Annotated in this window: 12 protein-coding genes; 2 read left to right on the top strand and 10 right to left on the bottom strand. The window is 44.5% G+C overall.

The features are described from left to right. Nucleotides 1-896 (bottom strand): SDR family oxidoreductase (locus tag A3766_RS12200; RefSeq protein ID WP_156508889.1); only part of this gene is annotated, 896 nt, incomplete at its 3' end. Nucleotides 897-1,209: 313 nt separating this feature from the next. Here A3766_RS12200 and A3766_RS12195 point away from each other — a divergent pair. Both A3766_RS12195 and A3766_RS12190 read left to right on the top strand, forming a co-directional pair. After that, nucleotides 1,210-2,991 (top strand): hypothetical protein, encoded by a 1,782-nt coding sequence (locus A3766_RS12195; RefSeq protein WP_068511430.1) that lies wholly within the window; start codon nt 1,210-1,212, stop codon nt 2,989-2,991. 65 nt (nt 2,992-3,056) lie between these two features. Then, the gene (locus A3766_RS12190) at nt 3,057-5,189 is read left to right on the top strand and encodes a hypothetical protein (RefSeq protein ID WP_156508888.1); all 2,133 of its coding nucleotides are present in this window, start codon (nt 3,057-3,059) and stop codon (nt 5,187-5,189) included. A 21-nt stretch (nt 5,190-5,210) separates the two neighbouring features. Here A3766_RS12190 and alr read toward each other — a convergent pair whose 3' ends face one another. The 9 genes from alr to dnaE form a co-directional block, all read right to left on the bottom strand. Beyond that, nucleotides 5,211-6,371, bottom strand: coding sequence for an alanine racemase (gene alr / locus A3766_RS12185; RefSeq protein ID WP_082865236.1), 1,161 nt, complete (start codon nt 6,369-6,371; stop codon nt 5,211-5,213). Continuing rightward, entirely contained in the window at nt 6,368-7,747 is a 1,380-nt protein-coding gene (gene dnaB, locus A3766_RS12180) for a replicative DNA helicase (RefSeq protein ID WP_197469892.1), read from the bottom strand. The genes alr and dnaB overlap by 4 nt, the downstream gene beginning before the upstream one ends. Nucleotides 7,748-7,933: 186 nt before the next feature. Further along, a complete protein-coding gene (rplI, locus tag A3766_RS12175) occupies nt 7,934-8,380 on the bottom strand; it encodes a 50S ribosomal protein L9 (RefSeq protein ID WP_068511437.1) in 447 nt (148 codons plus the stop codon). Between the two features lie 69 nt (nt 8,381-8,449). Next, entirely contained in the window at nt 8,450-9,307 is an 858-nt protein-coding gene (locus A3766_RS12170) for a hypothetical protein (RefSeq protein ID WP_068511439.1), read from the bottom strand. Nucleotides 9,308-9,380: 73 nt separating this feature from the next. Beyond that, on the bottom strand, nt 9,381-9,611 hold the full coding sequence (gene rpsR, locus A3766_RS12165; protein WP_068511441.1) for a 30S ribosomal protein S18: 231 nt from the start codon (nt 9,609-9,611) through the stop codon (nt 9,381-9,383). Between the two features lie 20 nt (nt 9,612-9,631). After that, a complete protein-coding gene (gene rpsF, locus A3766_RS12160; RefSeq protein WP_068511443.1) occupies nt 9,632-10,072 on the bottom strand; it encodes a 30S ribosomal protein S6 in 441 nt (146 codons plus the stop codon). 210 nt (nt 10,073-10,282) lie between these two features. Beyond that, complete coding sequence (tilS, locus tag A3766_RS12155) at nt 10,283-11,653, bottom strand: tRNA lysidine(34) synthetase TilS (RefSeq protein WP_068511445.1); 1,371 nt, start codon at nt 11,651-11,653, stop codon at nt 10,283-10,285. A 29-nt stretch (nt 11,654-11,682) separates the two neighbouring features. Next, nucleotides 11,683-12,633, bottom strand: coding sequence for an acetyl-CoA carboxylase carboxyl transferase subunit alpha (accA, locus tag A3766_RS12150; RefSeq protein ID WP_068511446.1), 951 nt, complete (start codon nt 12,631-12,633; stop codon nt 11,683-11,685). Between the two features lie 128 nt (nt 12,634-12,761). Next, on the bottom strand, nt 12,762-15,506 hold a 2,745-nt coding region (gene dnaE / locus A3766_RS12145; RefSeq protein WP_068642269.1), incomplete at its 5' end, for a DNA polymerase III subunit alpha.

The raw sequence follows: 15,506 nt of genomic DNA, 5'->3' as shown, positions 1-15,506 counted from the left end.
CCACCTTGTATACCTGAAGACCTTACAGGCAAAGAAAAGCCAACTTTTGGACCATCTGCTGCACGAAGAATTTGCGTAAAAGCTTTATGTAAAGGTAGTGACTGCGTGCCGGTCAGGTGAAAACAAGTTTGCCCCCCCAAGTCCTCAGACTGACTCAAGAGCAATATAGCTTCAACAAGGTAGTCCCGAGGTACAACATCGAGATTTGCCTTTAACTTAGGAACAAGGATTGGCACCCATGAAGGTAAATATCGCTTTAAAAAACTTACTAACAGGCACATATAGTATGGCCCATCGATTTTATCAATCTCACCGCTTGTTGAGTCGCCTACTACTGCAGAAGGCCGATAAATCCTTAAGTCCATATTATGCTCATCCCTAAAACGACGGGCACAAGCCTCGGACTGAAATTTACTCAAATGATAGGTATGCGAATGCTCCTGACCTTCATCGAACATATCCTCGGAAAAGGTGCCCTGAAAGTCTCCTGCCACAGCCATCGAGCTGAGCATATGAACTCGACCAGCAAAACCTGAAGAAACCAGCGTGCTAAACAAACGCTCCGTACCTTGGACATTCGTTTCCATAACGAGTTTTTCAGGCGCCCCCAGATCGTACACTGCTGCAAGGTGAAAAACATGATCAAAATCTGAAAAACTATATAAAGTCTTATCGAGCCCCATAAACTGGCTATTTAAATCGCCACACCAAACATCCAACGAAGAACCATTGTCTAGCACTAAGGATAAAGCTCGCCACTTAGAAATAAGTTCGCTGCATTTTTCAGTATCAGGATTCCTCACCAACACAAGCAAATCATGCCCTTGCTTAAGAAGACCTTCTACCAAAAGTTTCCCAATAAAACCTGTTGCTCCTGTCACCAAACACCGGCACATAACTGTCTCCTATTATTATTTTTTGAGTAGGAATAGATTTGAATTATTAGATATTTACAGCTTAGATGGAAGCCTGACTTACACTTATGGCTAACTCTGTTTACTTTGATAAATGCAATTTAAGGGAATACTAAATCAATTCAACGAGCCCAGTGACGGTCAAATTGAACCTGAGCGACCTTAATAGTGTGAACCTTATCCCATTCATTTTTGTTAGATTTTTTTTCACTATGTAAGACAGATATACTCAGTGGTTAATTGTATTTACATGCCCTAATAAAATCATCATTACATAATCAGGATGCATTCGCTAATGAGAGCTTTATTGCCTAACCTTCACTCTTTGCTAGGATCGCTAACACTGCCACTAGGCATTTTCTTTTTGACGGCATGTACCACCGACCATAAGACGCCTGTGGATCCACCTGAGGTGAATACCTATAACGCCTATATTAATACTGTTGATAACACTATCAGCTACTACACTATCAAGAATGACAACCTTATAACCTACAAGCTCGCCGATTTTGCTGAAGCAACTAACGACTTTCAGACCGCACTAGCTTTCGACATAGATGAAGAAAAACAAGGTTTCGAATACATAGCCTATGTAACGAGAAACTCGCAAGAAGAAAGCGTTATAAACCTCTTCGATCTCGACAAAGCCAACAATAACAAACATTATGTATTAGCAAATCTAAGTAGCCATATTTGTGGTATCTCAGCTATTAGAATGCCTACAACCCACGCTTTTCAAGACCGAAAAGAGTCCAATGTCAGCACTAAACACCTTCCTGAAATCATCCTTCATGTTTCGGCTTCAACCGCTTGTGATGGCGATATTTTCTATGAAAAAATTGATTTTTCTACTCTGATTGATGAGAACATCTTCACAATCTTTGAACACAGCGTCGTTTCTGAGGGAAAACAAGATCCCGAGTTAGTTATTGACTACGATTCAGCAAAAGTAATTTCATCAGTATGGCAAGGAAACTATGGCTACCTTAGCTATAACAACAACTCTTCCGAACTATCTTTTAACTATGCAGAAATAGACCGTTTTAACGAAATACAAACAATAGAATGGAGTACACAACTCCCTTTCACAGAACCCCTTACTTTTACTCAAGTATCAAATAACAAGATATTGGCCCAGCAAGGATCTAACTTATTTGTTATACCAACTTCATATCTATTTACTGTCGATGACCCAACAAGTAGCTCAACTCCTATACAAGCACGCATTAACGCTATATTTGATACGCCAACATTAACGCTCAACGGTTATACAAACCTTACCCTTAATACCAGCCAGCCAGTTCAGCAAAGTAACTTTGTAATCCAGGTTGAAAACGACCTTTATCTATACGAAAGTGATCGGTTTGAGCTTATTTATAGTAATAGCAAGAGTACGGAAGATGTTTCGCTAACTTATCGACTAAACAGCGCAAACGAGTTGCTACTACTTACCGAAGAGACTGGAAAAGATGACTTGCTAACTGTCATTTATGAGACAGGAAACGAGAGCAATATAGATGAGTCCGAAGAAATTTCGATTTACATCAATGACGATACATTCCACTTCAACTCCTACAATAGCGAGTCAGGCTCACAAGCGCATATTTTGACGAAAAAGAACAGCAACTACGAACCAACAAGCTTCGAGGAAAGCACCCTCATTTTTGTTAAGGATATGAGAAATCAAGATGACTTACCTTTACTCATATCATCGTCGCCAGTTAAGAATGTTAGTGGGACGCGGCAGCTTTCTGGAGCCTATCTGTATAAATATGATGAAGACAAAGATAATGGCCGTGCGCTGGCACAGTCATCACGAGAGAATGAAAATGGGAATAAAGAGCACCGCTCCGTTGACTTTAGCTACGGTATCTTCCATGAATTATCAAACCTCGAATTCATGAATGGAAGCGTCATCAACGATTATTATAGCTTTCTAAACTTTGAAGCGACCTACTCTCTTGAGGGGGTCGAGCAGCGCGCCAATTTCAGCTTCATTTTTAACCCCAGTCAAGAAACACCAGATCCTGATATTGAAGATCAATCTCTATCGTTATTATTAGTCGATGGCATGTAGTTTTTGAGCAGCGTTCATTGAGTTTACGCATTTACAAAAGGAATAGGGTTACCAAGCAGATGAAAATGCATTCACGACTTTTAATATTAGCCATTTTGATGATGGGTATAGCAGCTTGCTCTGAGTCAAACAAAACCACCACCGAGTTGCCACCAATAATCGAAAATTTGAACTTTCCATTTATTAAAAACAACTCACTATATGAGTTCGACCCGGAATCAGGCGAAAGCAAGATTGTAGAAGCCCATTTTACCGAGGACAGCGCAGCGCGACTTTCTCTATTCATTGGGCCAGACGATGAAAACCCAACTTTAGTTAGCTCTCCTGAAGGCCACATTGTATATCTAGACACCGACGAGGCAGAAGAAGTTCAAGGTGACGACAGCAATTCTTCACTTATACACACCTTGCTTCCTGAGCTTATTGCTTACAGCAAAGGTTCCTCTATATTTTTATTCGAATTAGTGACTCGCTATGCCCACCCAATTGTCAATTTTGAGCCTGTGGATGGCAACCCCCCTCTTATTTGCGATATTCGGCCGTCTCTAACCCTTGATGAAGAAAACCGACTCATTGATGAGATACTGTACAAAAATGAACATAAACTATATGTAAAAACAGCACCCGAGGACTGTGCTCTCAGCACATTCAATTACTACCAAATTGACCTAGAACAAGACCCAGATACCGAGTATGAGATTCGCCGTATATCTATCAATAGCCATACTCATGTTAGTAGCCACTCCCATACTCATACAGATGACCATGACCACGATCACGCCTACGAAGCTGGCGAGATTGGCGATGATGGCTTGCCTTTCGACCCTAACAACCACCCTCACTACCACACCCACGAGCACGATTTTTTCTACGGTAACCACGAAGAACATTTATACCTAAGTAAAGAGGAAATAGATGAAGTCCACTCTTTAGCAAGCAACCAGGAAACCTCGTTTGAGAAAAGTCAGGCCTGGGTTGGACGAGTAACAAATTCAAGTGAAGCCTTAATGTACGCCGAGCACCCGGTTTATAACACCTCAACCAAAGAGTTTGGCTACCTTGGATTTAACTACCTAAAGAATCAATATGAATTCTATATTAAAGAATCTGATCGTAATTTTGACACTCTCGAATACTCATTTGGTCTTACTGAGCTTGGCGTTGAGCTAATCAACCGAGACCCAAACTATAAGAATAACCAAGATCAATGGTTCACCTATATTGAGAATGCTATTCTGTTCAGACATAACGACGCCTTAATTAAACTCCCCACTCTAGCAATATTTGATCGCGGCCATGTTGAAGAACGTGAAGATCGCTTTGAAACACCAATTTTTGTATTTCAAAACCCTGAAGACTCTCAACTTTCCTATCATCAAGAGACTGATAGACTGTATATACGTGACGGACTTAATCTTCATATGATTGAAGGTGTATCCACCGAAGAGACCCTTACCACGCTCAAGGAGTATTCAGCGGCAGAAGTAGAAGACATTCGAATGATCAGCACATCGCAGAACATCATCATTCGCAAGTTTTTTGCTGAAGATAACCAGCAATCTAACATCGACTCCAGCTCCTCGGTCCAGTTAACCGGAGATCTAGGTCTTTTTATAGAATCGGCAGGGCTTCCTTCATCAGATACTTATACGAGCTATATTGAGGGCAGCGACGACAACATACTCATTCACCTCGAGCGTGAAACTGACGGCCAGCCACAATTGTTTGCTCAAAATTTCGACAGCGAACTCTATACAAGTCATTTCCCAGATATTGCGAACTCAATATGGGGACGAATTTCCAACTTATTTGATAGCTCGGGTGCCCCCGTAGAACAGGCTATCATCAACTCAAATGATACGACATTACTAAGTGTTGGAGAGAAAACTATTCCCGCTCTCATTAACCCTAATATCTATCAGTATAATCAAGATCATGACTTGGGGCATGGCGCTCTAATAGGGACTTTGCCTGGCAACATCGCAGAGGTTATCGATATTGACATAAAGAGCCAATTTCATGGTGAGGTGAAAGTTAAAGATAGCTATGAACATGACGCACCGGTCAAGACCTACTTCTTTCCGAGCAGCCTTTCTTTCATCAACCCGACAGGCTCTTTTGGCGACATGAAGTTTATGTATGACGATACTTCTGAAGAACCATCAGAGAGCGAAGAACTCCTCGAAGAAGCACCTTAAAAAGGCCCAGTGGCGAATACTCTATTCGCCACTCAACAGCCTTGGAACACGAGTAGTAATACTACAAAATAACTCGTAGGCAATCGTACCAGCCAAAGATGCAAGCTCGTCCGCCTTAATATAATCCCCCCACAGCTCAACAGGACTGCCAAGACCACAAGAAGGAATATCCGTTATATCAATTGCCAACATATCCATCGATACCCGCCCTACAAGCGGGGCTCGAACAAAGGATTGTGACGCGGAATCAAAAACCGCTACCGGCGTTCCATCTGGTGCATGTCGGGGATAACCATCACCATAACCGCAAGCGACTGTTGCAATTCGTGATTCACGAGATGCTCGCCAGCGGCCGCCATAGCCAACACGCTCTCCGATAGAAAGCTCTCTAACAGCCATGATTGCAGACTTTAATTTCATCACCGGCTTTAAATCAAAATTCTGGTCTTGCTTCTCTGGTGACGGCATTGCGCCATATAAGATAATACCAGGTCGAACAATATCTTTATGGCTATGAGGATAATATAGAATACCACCGGAGTTAGCCGTGCTCAGTAAGAGCTCATCCGACTCAATATCTTGTATAACAGAATTAAAGCGCTGAAGCTGCTGATCTACCTGCTCCCCCCCTGGCAAATCACTTGCTGAGAAGTGCGTCATACAAGCATAGAGCGAGAGGTACTGATTTGACTCAATTCGCTTCAATGCAAGTGCAAAGTCCTCGCTATTCATACCCAGGCGATTCATTCCGGTATCAAGCTTTAAGCAAACTTTATACTCAGAAGCCTGAGTTTGATTTTCAAACAGCGCCAACTGCCATAAGCTATGGACCACCCAAATCACATTGCTTGTATCCTCGATACAGGCCTTAGCAAAAGGTCCTTCAAGTACCCATATTCGATTAGCGAGCTGAGCCTCACGCAATTGGCGCATTTCTTCGGGAATTGCCACTGCCAAGTCATGCTGGCCAGCAAGCCTTGCCATCTCGATCAGACCATGACCGTAGGCATTGGCTTTAAGCACCACCATTAAAGAAGTAGCCTTCGATATTTCTGCTGCACGCTTTATATTATGACGAAAAGCCTGCCCGTCTACTTCAAGATATAATGGACGACCGCCTGAAAAGCCCTCACCCTCAAGACACAAATTAACACCTTCTGCCCGCCTAAGCTTTTCGATCAAAACTCGTTTCCATAATCAGCGTGAGACAAATCATTAAATTTAGTATATTGCCCCTGGAATGATAATTTACATTTACCAATCGGCCCGTTACGCTGCTTACCAATGATTATCTCGGCCATACCTTTATCAGGGCTATCCTCGTTATAATAATCGTCACGGTAGATAAACATAATAACATCGGCATCCTGCTCGATTGCTCCTGACTCACGCAAGTCTGAGTTCATAGGGCGCTTATCCGGCCTAGACTCCAAGCCACGGTTTAACTGAGACAAGGCTACCACCGGACAGTTCATTTCCTTCGCCAAAGCTTTTAAAGATCGCGATATCTCAGAAATCTCTGCTGTTCTACCTTCCGTCATGCCAGGAACCTGCATCAGCTGAAGGTAGTCGATCATGATGAGACCTATATCCTGCTTAATTTCTCGCGCGACACGCCGAGTTCTAGATCGAACCTCCGTCGGGCTCAAACCTGCCGTATCATCAATAAAGAGGGGCTTGTCTTTGAGCATGCTCACCGCAGAGGTCAAGCGTGGCCAATCATCCTCTTCCAGCTTACCGGAACGTACTCTGGTTTGGTTAATCTGCCCTAATGAGGAGATAACACGCATTAGTATTGAGTCAGCCGGCATTTCCATACTAAATACTAATACAGGCTTCTCTGCTTTAATTAAGGCGGCCTCAACCAGGTTCATTGCAAAGGCCGTTTTCCCCATCGAAGGTCGAGCCGCAACGATAACCAGGTCCGAAGGCTGAAGACCGGAGGTCATCTCATCCAGGTCTCTAAAACCCGTCGTGACACCGGTAATACCACCCGAGGCATTAAACAGCTCATCAATACGTTCTAGCGTCTTGGTTAGGATAGGGTTTACTGATTGAGGCCCTTCACTGTCTTTCCCACCACTATTCTCAGCGATCTGGAAAACCTTCCTTTCAGCCTCATCTAGAAGCTCTGAGGTTGTCCGCCCCTGGGGGTTAAAAGCACTGTCTGTAATTTCTCCCGAGGCACTTATTAATCGTCTAAGTACTGCTCGCTCATGAACGATTTCTGCATAGGCCCTAACGTTAGAAGCGCTTGGCGTGCGCTCGACGAGCTGCCCCAGATAAACCATACCGCCAGCATTTTCGAGCTCGCCCATTTGTTCAAGCTCTTCAGCAACCGTCACTACATCTAGAGCATTACCACCCGTCGCTAACTTAGCAATTACTCGATAAACCAAACGATGATCTTGACGATAGAAATCCTCTTCCAGGACTTTGTCACCGACTACATCCCACTTACTGTTGTCCAGCATCAAGCCACCCAGTATTGACTGTTCCGCTTCGATTGAGTGGGGAGGTATTTTTAGTTTCTGTGTATCCTGATCAAGTACTGACAAGACTCTCACCTCTGATAGATCATAAAAGTGCAATGCTTAGTTTTGTAGAGCATAAATGAATACGGCCCGAAATATAATATATATTCGGGCCGTATCAGAGAGTAATTTATATTTTCAAATCACTCTACCATGGCAACGTTTCTTACCATGTTTAGTCAAAGCTATCTGACTACTTATTTCAGAAGCTTATTCCGCAACAATGATCAATTTAATGATCGCTGTTACTTCACTGTGCAATTGAATCGCAACATCAAACTCACCAACGTTACGAATCGCACCTTCAGGAAGACGAACTTCTGATTTAGCAACTTCAACGCCAGCAGCCGTTACTGCATCCGCAACATCGCGAACACCAATTGAACCGAATAACTTACCTTCGTCACCCGCTTTGGAAACGATAGTTACTTCTTTCTCATTCAATTGCTCAGCACGCGCTTCAGCAGCAGCAAGCTTCTCAGCAGCAGCTTTTTCAAGCTCAGCACGACGTGCTTCAAACTCAGCAACATTTGCTTCATTTGCCGCTACAGCTTTACCGTATGGTAATAGGAAATTGCGACCGTAACCTGCCTTAACAGTTACCTTGTCACCCAAACCACCTAATTTTCCAACTTTCTCGAGTAGAATAACTTCCATCTCGTGATCCTCTATTTTCTAGATTTCTCAAATTAGTTTCATGTAACTAATCAGCGTTTCATGCTTTTACTATTCTGGCGCCTGCATTCTAGCTCTAAAGTCGACCAAACTATCTAGTAAGGCTAACAAAGCTATCAGCATCAATACAGTTGGAAACAGCAATATGGCCGAGAAATAAATGCCAATTAACCACTGCCCGCCAAGCTTTCGCTTCGCTATCACGGCATGCACCAAGGCAAAACCGCAAACCATAATCGGAACCACAGCGACTGCGATAACCAAGGCAGGACTCACGCCCAGCACAGGTAAGATCACAATCAACAAAACCAGGCCCATCACCATACGCGCAGTTAAGCGTATCTGGTGAAACTCCTCTCGCCAACCACCCGGGTTATACAAGCTTGCCTGCCAGGATCGCGCTAAAAACAGCGATATAACAGCCATCCCGAAAAAGGATGAAGCAAAGCTTGCTACCAGTAGCAATTTGAAACCTTCTTGTAAATTAGCATCGTATTCTTGCTGCGACTCTTCTGCGAGCTGCTTAAAGAACTCTTCAGCCAACCCCATTAGGGTTTCAATCAACTCTGGCATAAGATAAGGAGCAACAATGCCTGTAAGCAGGCTAATTACTCCTCCGGCAGCCAGAGTGGCTTGCCAGGAGACGGTTGATCTTAATATCGCTGCCATAAGCAGAACCGATATTAGAACCACCAGCGCTCCGGGATCTTGCATTCCAGACCACCATGCCAAAGCAGGAATAGTTGCCCAGATAAAAACATTAAGACCCTGACTCAAGCCCTTTCGCAAGGTAACCAACCCAACAATCGCCGCGCCGAACCAAAACATCATTGGTATCATTACGCTAACGCTTGCCAAAACTGCTGCTTGCCAAGGTCCTCGCATGGCTAACTTAGCTAAGTCATGCATCAGGATATTCTCAATTTATAGCTAATTAATTACTTTCAATAATCGTAAAACGATTAACAAACAATACCCGGTCTTATTCGTGGTGATTGTCTGTGTAAGGTAAAAGTGCCAAGTAACGAGCGCGCTTGATAGCAGTTGCTAGCTGACGCTGGTAACGAGCTTTTGTGCCAGTAATACGGCTTGGTACGATTTTACCAGTTTCTGTGACATAACCTTTCAAAGTGTCCAAATCTTTATAATCGATTTGTTTTACACCTTCAGACGTAAAGCGACAAAACTTACGACGACGAAAAAAGCGAGACATAGTCTTCTCCTAAAATTAAATTACTCTTCTGATGCCGCTTCGCTGTCACCAGCGCTTGCATCTTCAACTTTCTCTACAGATTCTTCAGAGCTTGACTCTTGTTCAGCTGGGCGCTTAGGCGCAGAGCGACGGTCATCTCTACCTTGAGAAGCTTTAATAGGAGATTCTTCAGTAATCGCTTCCTTCTGACGAATAACCAAATCACGAATGATGGCATCGTTAAAACGGAAGTTGTGCTCCAACTCACCCAAAGCATCGCCGCCACATTCGATATTCATCAAAATGTAGTGTGCCTTGTGGATTTTGTTGATTGGGTAAGCCAAGTGACGGCGACCCCAGTCTTCTAGACGGTGAACCTGGCCACCGCTATCTTTGATAACACCAGTATAACGTTCAATCATTCCTGGAACCTGTTCACTTTGATCAGGGTGCACCAAGAATACGATCTCGTAATGACGCATATTTTCTCCCTTCGGGTAATAGCCTTTTAATGTCGACCACATCGGCCGTTTAAAAAGCAAGGAGTTACAAGTACACGGTAAAGTCTATTCCTTCCATAAGAAAGGTATAAGCTCCCCGCAGATTTTAGAGCGCGATATTCTAGAGATAAAACCATCAAGGTGCAAGACCTTTGCAGTAAGTTCGAGACCTTATCGCCTAATGACTCACCATTAATACTTATTATTGAAGTAAACGCTTAGAACAGGAAGCCCGGACTCTGCATGAAAACCCGCACCTATCCACAAGTTTCCAATTGCCGCCAGTACACCATCAATATAAATCAAAGGATAAGTATCACGTCGCCAAGGAGGAATACCCGCTTCTTGAAAAAGGCTTTTAAGGCTACGCCCCGGCCCGTCAGGTCTAGTCCTGAGCGACTCCCCTCCAGCACGAGATTTTATCTGCAACTCAAAACCTGCCCCGGGCACGGCGAGCTGTATACGACCTGAATCAGCCTGCATGCTTACATCCCCACTTTCATAAGCACACGATATATTCTGAGCTGCAATTTCAACATTATAAACTTGACCACGCCGCTTAAATTGCCGAGTTTCGCTATAAGATTCACTGCCGCCCACAGGTTTACGCTGGCAATAAATTCCCCCTAGATAACGGCGCAATTCAAAACCTGACCATTGGACAATAGGATTAGCATCTGGCTTGGCTGAAATCAGCTCAGTAAAAACTCTTCCCAATATACGCTCTGAAGGCTGCGGGCAATCAAAGTTATCAATCCAAGCTCGTAACAAGATCTTCTGATCTCTCTCTCTATAAGATGATAAAACTGAGATATCGATGACTTTTTCACCCTGAGCGCGCTCAAGCAACAAGCCAGAATCAAATTGCTTTACACACCAATCATCAATAAAGCTTTGCGTTTCACTTGCTTTACACGCAACCTGCGCAAGAGCCTCGGTAGAATTTGGCCAACGCTGTTCAAGTAGAGGGAGAATTTCATTCCTCAGAAAGTTTCTATCAAAGACTGAATCACTATTGCTTTCATCCTCGACCCACTTCAGACCCAAACCTTCCGCTTCTAACTCTAAAGCCCTTCTCGAGACCTCAAGCAAAGGGCGATAAATAACAGTTCCACAAGACATAAGCCTGCTAGGCGGAATAGCCGATAAGCCCTTAACACCACTACCGCGCAATGCCCTAATCAACACCGTTTCAGCCTGATCGTTTTGATGATGACCCTGGAGCAACACATCACCATCATTTAGCAGCCTCTCGAAAACTTCGTAACGAGCCTTCCTGGCTGCGGCCTCTAGCCCTTCACCACTCGCAGTAACTGATACACGCTCTACATAGCAAGGAATAGATAGCTCCTGGCACACCTGCTGACAATGACGAGCCCAGTCGTCTGCGTTTTTACTAAGCCCATGATGAACATGTATTGCTGATAAAGCTAAGGAGGGGTTTAATAAACGAAAAGTATGCAAGAGCACGATAGAGTCCAAGCCACCACTCAAGGCAACAACATAGCGTTTGGACTCGGGCACTCTTTTTAATGCCTGCAAGATCACCGGGGAAACCTTCATCTCACTCACAGAGCACCCTATTTGACTATTTACTCTTTAACGTAGGCCGTTAAACGTTGATAGCGCTGATCCATTAATTCTTCAGTATCTAAAGCCGAAAGTTCATCAAGCCCTGCAATAAGCTGAGCCTTCAATTGAGTAGCCATCTCGGGCATATTTCTATGTGCACCGCCTAAAGGCTCCTCTATGACGCCATCAACCAGACCTAATTCTTTCAGACGTTGAGCGTTAACCCCCATCGCTTCAGCCGCATCAGCTGCATACTCAGCACTTTTCCACAGAATGGAGGCACAACCCTCAGGGGAAATAACAGAATAAGTTGAGTACTGAAGCATATTTAGACGATCACAGACACCAATAGCCAGCGCGCCACCAGAACCACCTTCACCAATAACAGTGGATATAATTGGCGTTTTAAGCCGAGACATGACAGCTAGATTATGAGCTATCGCCTGGCTTTGGCCGCGCTCTTCAGCACCAATTCCCGGGTAGGCACCTGGCGTGTCTATAAAGGTGATAATAGGCAAGGAAAAACGTTCAGCTAGCTCCATAAGGCGACAAGCCTTGCGGTAACCCTCTGGCCGGGGCATACCAAAGTTACGCTTGACCTTTTCTTTAACTTCGCGCCCTTTCTGATGACCAATAATCATTACTGGACGCCCTTCAAGCCGAGCAATACCACCTACAATCGACTGATCATCAGCATAAGTTCTATCACCATGCAACTCATCAAAGTCTGTGAAAATCTGCTCAATGTAATCAAGCGTATAAGGACGCTTTGGATGTCTAGCCAAGCGCGCGACATCCCAAGCATTAAGATTCGCAAAAATATCTTTTGTACGAATCTCGCATTCATGCTCAAGACGCTCAATCACTTCTTGAATATTGAGCTCCTGATCACTGCCGACCAAGCGAAGTTCTTCTATTTTTTCTTCCAGCTCTGCAATGGGCTGTTCAAAATCAAGGTAGTATAAATTCATAATAAACCGCTTTAGTCTGGCTAACTGACTCTTCCATTAGATTTGAGGGGGCTATTGTTACTTTTTTTTCGCCGCCTTACCAGACAGCATAAGTGAAAATCCCGCCACAACATAAAAAAAATATGAGGCTAATAAACGAGCTGCGCCTTCCCTTCACCCAGCAAATACTCTAACTCTTGAAACAATTCGTCAGCAGGCTCAACCCGCCAGCTATCACCAAATTCGATAACCGCACTCACATCAGGTCGCTGGTAGCTTAAGGCAACCTTACAACCTGCTGGCTGAAGCGACTCTTCTTCTCGCACCATTGCCCCCTCACCAAGCATTGCTGGTGCAGCAGGTACTGGCTGAGTACAACGATAAGGTTCCAACTTACTCTTAACGCTTTCTAGCATTCCGTCAGCACACTGCGCCTGACTAATACTGATAGAGATATTCTTGGCAAAGTTAATTCTCGCTGAAGCAATACTTTGTACCTGGCTAACTCGCATCTTCAGCATTCCGGAATAGTCATCAAGACTCACTACACCAGAAACAGCAACCACCTCATCCTTTTGAATAGCCTCGCGACACTCGTCAAATGTATCCGCAAATAGTGTCGCCTCAATTCGTGCACTACGATCATCCAAAGTAACGAAGCACATGGTCTGGCCACGTTTATTCTTCATTACCCGAATTTCAACAATCAAACCCACTACCGTCGTCCGATTACGACTGGACTTAAGGTTTAATATAGAGTTCGGAGCAAAACGCCTAACCTCTTTTTCATACTCATCAAAAGGGTGACCTGTCAGGTATAAGCCCAAGGTGTCTTTTTCCTGCCCTAGCCGCTCTTTTTCACTCCACTCACGAACACCTTCTGAACTTGCGTAGACATCCTCATCTTCGTCAGGAACAACCTCGCCAAACATATCCATCATACCCGCATTTTGGTTTCTGGCATTCTGGTCAGCGCGTTGTACTGCTTCGGTAATACTTTCCATCATCCTCGCGCGGCTCGGGCCAATCGAATCCATGGCACCGGCTCGGATCAATGCTTCCAGAGCTCGCTTATTCACCTTCTTCAAATCTACCCGGTCACAAAAATCAAACAGACTTTTAAATGGTCCGCCCTCTTCCCTGGCTTCCAAGACACTCTCAACGGGCCCTTCCCCTAAGCCTTTAATGGCACCCAAACCGTAGACAACCTGAAGATCGTCATCAACGGTAAAGGTATATTGACTGACATTGACATTCGGCAGCACCAAAGAGATTTTCATCTGACGACACTCTTCGACTAAGGTCACCACCTTGTCGGTATTTTGCATATCGGCAGTCAGTACCGCAGCCATAAACTCTGAAGGAAAATGAGTCTTTAGCCACAATGTTTGATAGGAAACGACCGCATAGGCCGCTGAGTGAGACTTGTTAAAACCATAGCCCGCAAACTTTTCTACCAAGTCGAATATTTTCATGGCGAGGTCTGGGTCAACACCAATTGACGCAGCACCTTCACGGAAGGTATCGCGCTGCTTAGCCATTTCTTCCGGTTTTTTCTTACCCATTGCACGACGCAGCATATCCGCGCCACCTAGCGTATATCCTGCCAAGGTCTGTGCAATCTGCATAACCTGTTCCTGATAGACAATAACACCGTAAGTCGGTTCTAGAATGCCTTTCAGACTCTCATGCTGAAAGTCAGGATGAGGATAGGCTACTTCTGCCCGCCCATGCTTACGGTTGATAAAGTCATCAACCATGCCTGACTCCAAAGGCCCCGGTCTAAATAGTGCAACCAGTGCGATCATATCTTCAAGGTTGTCTGGCTGAAGTCGACGAATCAAGTCTTTCATACCACGGGATTCCAGCTGGAATACCGCCGTTGTTTCTGCTGACTTCAGCAATTCAAAAGAGGGCCTATCATCCAGTGGGATATGGTCAATATTAATAGGCTCTTTACCTTTCGCTGCCAAGCGAGGGTTAATCATCTTCAAAGCCCAGTCAACGATAGTTAGAGTACGAAGCCCCAAGAAGTCGAACTTAACCAGGCCTGCATCTTCAACATCATTTTTATCGAACTGGGTAACCAGGCCACCGCCTTCTTCATCACAATAAAGTGCAGCAAAGTCTGTCAGTTTAGTCGGTGCGATAACAACACCACCGGCGTGCTTACCGACGTTACGCGTAATCCCTTCTAGACAGACAGCCATTTCCCAGATCTCCTGGGCTTCTTCGTCTTCATCAAGAAAAGTTTTTAAGGTCGGTTCCTGCTCAATCGCCTTTGACAAAGTCATGCCGATTTCGAAAGGAATCATCTTCGAAAGCCGGTCAGCCAAACCGTAAGATTTACCCTGCACACGCGCAACATCTCGCACCACAGCCTTTGCTGCCATCGTACCAAAGGTAATAATCTGCGATACCGCATCCCTGCCGTAATGATCAGCAACATAAGAGATAACCCGGTCTCGCCCATCCATACAGAAGTCAACGTCAAAGTCAGGCATCGAGACACGTTCCGGGTTCAAGAAACGTTCGAATAGTAGATCGTATTGCAAGGGATCCAGGTCGGTAATTTTCAATACATATGCAACAAGTGAACCAGCACCTGAACCACGACCCGGGCCAACAGGGATATCATGATCCTTCGCCCATTTAATAAAGTCCATTACGATCAGAAAATAGCCGGGAAACCCCATCTGAAGAATGATATCGAGTTCAAATTTCAAGCGATCCAGATAAGGTTTTCGCCGTTCCTCAAGCTCGTCTTCAGGACAATTAGCCAAAATTACTTTTAAGCGCTCATCCAGGTCGTCATGACAAAGCTTGCGAAAAAACTCATCCATTGTCATGCCTTCAGGCACGGGATATTGAGGCAGAAAGTACTCGCCCAAACG

It is taken from the genome of Oleiphilus sp. HI0132, from assembly GCF_001635845.1.
This window is presented reverse-complemented; position numbering and strand designations above follow the sequence as displayed.

Coding starts and splice junctions, on each gene's coding strand:
- A3766_RS12195 (WP_068511430.1), top strand. CDS start 1,210: ATGAGAGCTTTATTGCCTAACCTTCACTCTTTGCTAGGATCGCTAACA.
- A3766_RS12190 (WP_156508888.1), top strand. CDS start 3,057: ATGCATTCACGACTTTTAATATTAGCCATTTTGATGATGGGTATAGCA.
- rplI (WP_068511437.1), bottom strand. CDS start 8,380: ATGGAAGTTATTCTACTCGAGAAAGTTGGAAAATTAGGTGGTTTGGGT.
- A3766_RS12170 (WP_068511439.1), bottom strand. CDS start 9,307: ATGCATGACTTAGCTAAGTTAGCCATGCGAGGACCTTGGCAAGCAGCA.
- rpsR (WP_068511441.1), bottom strand. CDS start 9,611: ATGTCTCGCTTTTTTCGTCGTCGTAAGTTTTGTCGCTTTACGTCTGAA.
- rpsF (WP_068511443.1), bottom strand. CDS start 10,072: ATGCGTCATTACGAGATCGTATTCTTGGTGCACCCTGATCAAAGTGAA.
- tilS (WP_068511445.1), bottom strand. CDS start 11,653: ATGAAGGTTTCCCCGGTGATCTTGCAGGCATTAAAAAGAGTGCCCGAG.
- accA (WP_068511446.1), bottom strand. CDS start 12,633: ATGAATTTATACTACCTTGATTTTGAACAGCCCATTGCAGAGCTGGAA.